Raw genomic sequence first — 4,762 nt, 5'->3', positions numbered from 1 at the left:
GGTGCACATGGCCCCGGCGGCGTTGTGGCAGTTTGCTTTACGAGCCGATCTTCGCCTTACGGGCGTCGATGATCGGCTGATAGAACGCTGGGGTGACCGGTGAATAGCCCTTGTAATCGCCGCCTTGGATCGCCGAGAAACAGGCCGGATCGGTTTCCGGAAGCTTGGTCAGGAAGTCGGTGATCTTCTGCTTGGCGCCGGCGTCGATCGACGCACGCAACACCAGCGGGCCGTTCGGGATCATCGGCGACTGCCACAATTCGACGAGGTCGTCCATCTTGAGCACGCCCTTGTCGACCATCTTGCGCAGATTGCCCGAGCTGTAGCCGTCCTTGAAGTCGCCGACGCCGGAGGCCCAGGTGGTGCCGGCATCGAAGGTGCCCTTCAGGACTTCGAGGACAAGCTGTTCATGGCCGCCACCAAAACCGGTCGACGCGAAGTAGCTCTTCACATCCATGCCGATGTCCTTGGGCAGTGAAGTGACCGGGATCAGGTAACCCGAAGTCGAATCGGGATCGGCGAAACCGAGTTTCTTGCCTTTCATGTCGGCGAGCGTCTTGATGCCGGAATCGGCACGGGCGACCATGACCGAATGATAGCCGGTCGAACCGTCGGTCTGGACCGTCGTCAGGATAGGTTCAACCGCGTCCTTGTTTTCGAGATAGATCTTGGCATAGGCGGAAGCGCCGAGCTCGGCATAGTCAAGCGTGCCGCCGAGCAGGCCCTGGATGACGCCGTCGTAGTCGGCGGCCGGGAAGAGCGAGACTTTCTCGACGCCGAGGACGTCCTTGATGTGGTCGGCGAAGCACTGGTAGTTGCGCAGACGGTCGGCCTCGTTCTCGCCGCCCAGAATGCCGACGCGGAATTCCTTCAGGTCCTGTGCCTGAACCGCGCCCATCGCCATGGCGATGATGGAAACAGCACCGAAAAGCATCTTTCTAAACATGTCGCATCTCTCCTGTTGGTTCCGGCATCGCGCCGGTAGCGTTCGAATTTTGACAGCGCCCTTAACGCGGGCTGGCGATCCAGGCGCTCTTTTTGTTTGTCCGTGGTCTTTTCTGGATACCGGTATCCACTTGTCGGGGTCATGGAACTAGTAGCCGGGAAATGTGGGCTCGAGCGGTCCTGCGGATGCGGCGATTTTTTGCTTGATGGTGACGCTGGTGGAGGTGATGGCCTCGGAGATTTCGCCGCCATTGCTGTCGGCACCATAGACCATGCGCACGGCCTCGCGGTTGAGGTCCTCGGGCGGGCCGTCGAACACGACCTTGCCGTTGGCCATGCCGATGATGCGGTTGCAATAGGTACGCGCGGTATCAAGCGTGTGCAGATTGGTGACGACGGTTATGCCTTCGCGCAGATTGATGTCCTGCAGCGAATCCATCACCACCTTGGCGTTGAGCGGGTCGAGCGAGGCGATCGGCTCGTCGGCAAGGATGACCTTCGGCTGCTGCATCATGGCGCGGGCAATCGCAACGCGCTGCTGCTGGCCGCCGGACAAGGTGCCGGCCGGCTGCAATGCCGTGCGGGCGATGTCGAGACGCTCCAGCGCCGCGATCGCCTCGGCCCGTTCCTCGCGGGAGAAGACACCGAGCAGATTGACAACGGTCGAGCGGTGATTGAGCCGGCCGAGCAGCACGTTGGTCAGTACGTCGAGACGCGGCACCAGGTTGAACTGCTGGAAGATCATGGCGCAATCGCGCTGCCAGCGCCTGAGCAGCGAGCCGCGCAGGCTGGAAACTTCGGCGCCGTCAAAGAAAATCGACCCCTGGCTCGGATCGATGAGGTGGTTGATCATGCGCAAAAGGGTCGACTTGCCGGCGCCGGAACGGCCGATGATGCCGACCATCTGACCGTGCGGGATCGAGATGTCGACATTGCTGACGGCGGTGTTCTTGCCAAACCGGCGGGTGACGCCGCGGATTTCAAGCGTGGCTGAGGTTGCTGACATGGGGCAGGTTCCAGTCCAGTCGCAGTTGAAGGTCCGTTAACCTTCGCTAGCGCAGCCGCATGAACCTGCGGTGTCGGATTGATGTCAGTTTTGTTACCGCCCACAGGCCAGAGACAGCGCGCCGTCAGCCCAGGACAAGAAGCTCCTCGAAATGCTTCATGTCCTTGAAGCTGCAAAATGCCGGAGGCCGCAACTCGATCACCGGAGCCTGACGGGCGAGCAGCGAGAGGCAGTCATCGAATACGTCCTGCCATTGCGATGCCATTTCGTCGTCGAGACGGCGGATCTGGTAAGCGAAGGTTATGTGGAACGTGTAGCTGTCGTGATCGGGATGCCGGTATCCGAACGGCACCGACAGGGCATCGCGCCACGCACGCATGATACGCTCGTCCTCGTCCGAGGCGCCGGCAACGGTCAGGCCGGTCGGCACGACATCGACGACCCTGACCTTGAATGCACCACAATCTTGGACGCCCTTCAGCCGCTCTACATAGAGCCGGGTCATGTCGTCGATGCTGGTGTCGAGGGGCACATCCCCAGGCCAATAGGGAAGCCGGCGACGGTATTCGATAATGCCCTGGAACAGCGTCATGTGGAGGCTGGAGACCGGGGTGAAGGCCAGCCGGTCAGCATCGGGCATGGCGCGCATCCGCTCACGCACCTCGGTCACCACCGCCTCGGACGGTGAGCCACTGGCGAGATGGCACACGACAGTATTGCCGGGCTCGATGAGAAAATTGCCATACGTGTCGTAGCGCGTGCCGAGATGTACGGGAGCGTTCGGGTTTGAGCCGGCAAAGAATCCGGCGAGCGACGGTTTGATGGAGTGAAGCATGGCGATCTCCAGGGAAAGACCGCGTCCTGTCCGAGTCATGTGTCAGGGATGTGAATGGTGTGGTGGTGGGAGTGAGTAGTGTAGTGAGTGGTGAGTGGTGAAAAGAGAGACCCTCGTCCAATCCGCGACTCCCTATCTCCTACTCACTACTCACTACTCACTACTCACCGTACTTCTCCAGAAAGCCTTCCGCCGAAAGCGCGCGAAAATCATCAAGCGCGGCGCGCAGGCGGGCATGGTCCCAATCCCACCAGGCAAGTGCCTGATAGCGTTCCGCCGTGCGACGGTCGAAGCGTTCGCGGATCGGTTTCGCCGGCACACCGCCGACGATTGTGTAGGGCGCAACGTCCTTCGACACCACGGCACCGGCGCCGACAGCTGCGCCGTCGCCGACGGTGACGCCGGGCAGGATGGTCGAGCCGTGGCCGAGCCAGGTGTCGTGGCCAATGGTGACGCGTTTGGCGCGGCGCTGGGCGAAGAATTCGCTCTCGTGCTCGGCGTCGTCCCAATAGTCCGAAGCGCGGTAGGTGAAATGGTGCAACGTCGGCCGCCATGTCGGGTGGTTGGTGGCATTGATGCGCACGCTGGCGGCGATGTTGGCGAATTTGCCGATCGTCGCGCACCAGACGCCGCAGTCCTGCATCATGTAGGAATAGTCGCCAATTGTGCTCTCGGAAACCCGGCAGCGGTCGGCGATCTCGGTCCAGCGGCCAAGGGTCGAGCTCTCGACTTCCGCCGTGTCGTGGACCAGCGGTGTTTCCGACAGTTTTCCGGTCATGCGGCGATTTTTCCGGCGGCGAAGGAGGTCACGTCGATGACGCGGTCGGCTACCGCCTCGCGCACATCGTGGTCATGAAAGATGCCAAGCAGGGCAACGCCGGCCGCCTTCTTGGCCGCGATCAGCGCAATCACCACGTCGCGGTTCCTGGCATCGAGCGAGGCGGTCGGCTCGTCGAGCAACAGGATCGGATGCTCGGTGATAAAGCCGCGCGCGATGTTGACGCGCTGCTGCTCGCCGCCGGAGAAGGTCGCCGGCGGCAGCATCCAGAGTTTTTCCGGCAGGTTGAGCTGCGCCAGCAAGGCGCGTGCCTTGCCGCGCGCAACCTCACGGTCCGCGCCGCGCTCGACGAGCGGTTCGGCGACGACATCGAGGGCGGAGACGCGCGGCACGGTGCGCAGGAACTGGCTGACATAGCCGATCGTGAGCCGGCGCACGGCAAGCACGGTGCGCGGGCTGGCCGTTGCGAGATCGATGAGCCCGTCCTCGTGCTGGACGATGATCTGGCCTGTGTCGACGGCATAGTTGCCGTAGAGCATCTTCAGGATCGAGCTCTTGCCGGCGCCGGACGGGCCGCCGAGCACTGCACATTCGCCGCTCCTGATCGAGAACGAGACGCCCGCGACAACAGGCAGTTTGATGCCGTCGCGCAGATGCATGGTGAAGCTCTTGGCGACATCGGAGACGACGAGCGGGGTTGCCATGGTCAGAGTCCTCTGTATTGCCGCATGATCTGATCCGAAAACCGGCTTCCACTTTTCGGGATCATGCGGCTAGACCTGCAATATCGAAGAAACAAGGAGCTGGGTGTAGGGCGCGCGTGGATCGTCGAGCACGCGGTCGGTGAGGCCGCTTTCGACGACGCGGCCGTCCTTCATCACCATCATGCGTTGCGACAAAAGCCGCGCCACCGCAAGGTCGTGAGTCACGACGATGGCCGCGAGGCCGAGATCGGTGACCAGGCCCCGCAACAGGTCGAGTAGCCGCGCCTGCACCGAGACGTCGAGGCCGCCGGTCGGCTCGTCCATGAACACCAGCCGCGGCCCAGTGACGAGGTTGCGCGCGATCTGCAGGCGCTGGCGCATGCCGCCGGAAAAGGCGCGTGGCTCGTCGTCGATCCGGTCCTCGTCGATCTCGACGCGCGACAGCCAGTCGACGGCGGTGGCGCGGCTTTTGTCGCAACGCATGATGGTGATGA

6 protein-coding genes are annotated in these 4,762 nt (G+C 62.6%); all 6 read right to left on the bottom strand.

Features of this window, described 5'->3' with window-relative positions:
* Positions 1–37 precede the first annotated feature (37 nt).
* Positions 38–946, bottom strand: a complete 909-nt coding sequence (gene phnD, locus E5W87_RS30955) for a phosphonate ABC transporter substrate-binding protein (RefSeq protein ID WP_292406390.1) — start codon at positions 944–946, stop codon at positions 38–40.
* A 147-nt stretch (positions 947–1,093) separates the two neighbouring features.
* Positions 1,094–1,951 (bottom strand): phosphonate ABC transporter ATP-binding protein, encoded by an 858-nt coding sequence (gene phnC / locus E5W87_RS30950; protein ID WP_292406387.1) that lies wholly within the window; start codon positions 1,949–1,951, stop codon positions 1,094–1,096.
* A gap of 124 nt (positions 1,952–2,075) precedes the next feature.
* Positions 2,076–2,786 (bottom strand): DUF1868 domain-containing protein, encoded by a 711-nt coding sequence (locus tag E5W87_RS30945; protein ID WP_292406385.1) that lies wholly within the window; start codon positions 2,784–2,786, stop codon positions 2,076–2,078.
* A gap of 160 nt (positions 2,787–2,946) precedes the next feature.
* Positions 2,947–3,564: a DapH/DapD/GlmU-related protein gene (locus tag E5W87_RS30940; protein WP_292406382.1), complete on the bottom strand. Its 618-nt coding sequence runs from the start codon at positions 3,562–3,564 to the stop codon at positions 2,947–2,949.
* Positions 3,561–4,268, bottom strand: a complete 708-nt coding sequence (gene phnL / locus E5W87_RS30935) for a phosphonate C-P lyase system protein PhnL (protein ID WP_292406379.1) — start codon at positions 4,266–4,268, stop codon at positions 3,561–3,563. The genes E5W87_RS30940 and phnL overlap by 4 nt, the downstream gene beginning before the upstream one ends.
* Before the next feature lie 69 nt (positions 4,269–4,337).
* A partial coding sequence (locus E5W87_RS30930) for an ATP-binding cassette domain-containing protein (RefSeq protein WP_292406377.1) occupies positions 4,338–4,762 on the bottom strand: 425 nt, incomplete at its 5' end.

This window comes from Mesorhizobium sp. (genome assembly GCF_004962925.1).
Taxonomy (GTDB): Bacteria; Pseudomonadota; Alphaproteobacteria; order Rhizobiales; family Rhizobiaceae; genus Mesorhizobium.
This window is presented reverse-complemented; position numbering and strand designations above follow the sequence as displayed.

Bases quoted from the DNA above. Each gene is read 5' to 3' on its own strand.
- E5W87_RS30945 (WP_292406385.1), bottom strand. From the start codon at position 2,786: ATGCTTCACTCCATCAAACCGTCGCTCGCCGGATTCTTTGCCGGCTCA.
- phnC (WP_292406387.1), bottom strand. From the start codon at position 1,951: ATGTCAGCAACCTCAGCCACGCTTGAAATCCGCGGCGTCACCCGCCGG.
- phnD (WP_292406390.1), bottom strand. From the start codon at position 946: ATGTTTAGAAAGATGCTTTTCGGTGCTGTTTCCATCATCGCCATGGCG.
- E5W87_RS30940 (WP_292406382.1), bottom strand. From the start codon at position 3,564: ATGACCGGAAAACTGTCGGAAACACCGCTGGTCCACGACACGGCGGAA.
- phnL (WP_292406379.1), bottom strand. From the start codon at position 4,268: ATGGCAACCCCGCTCGTCGTCTCCGATGTCGCCAAGAGCTTCACCATG.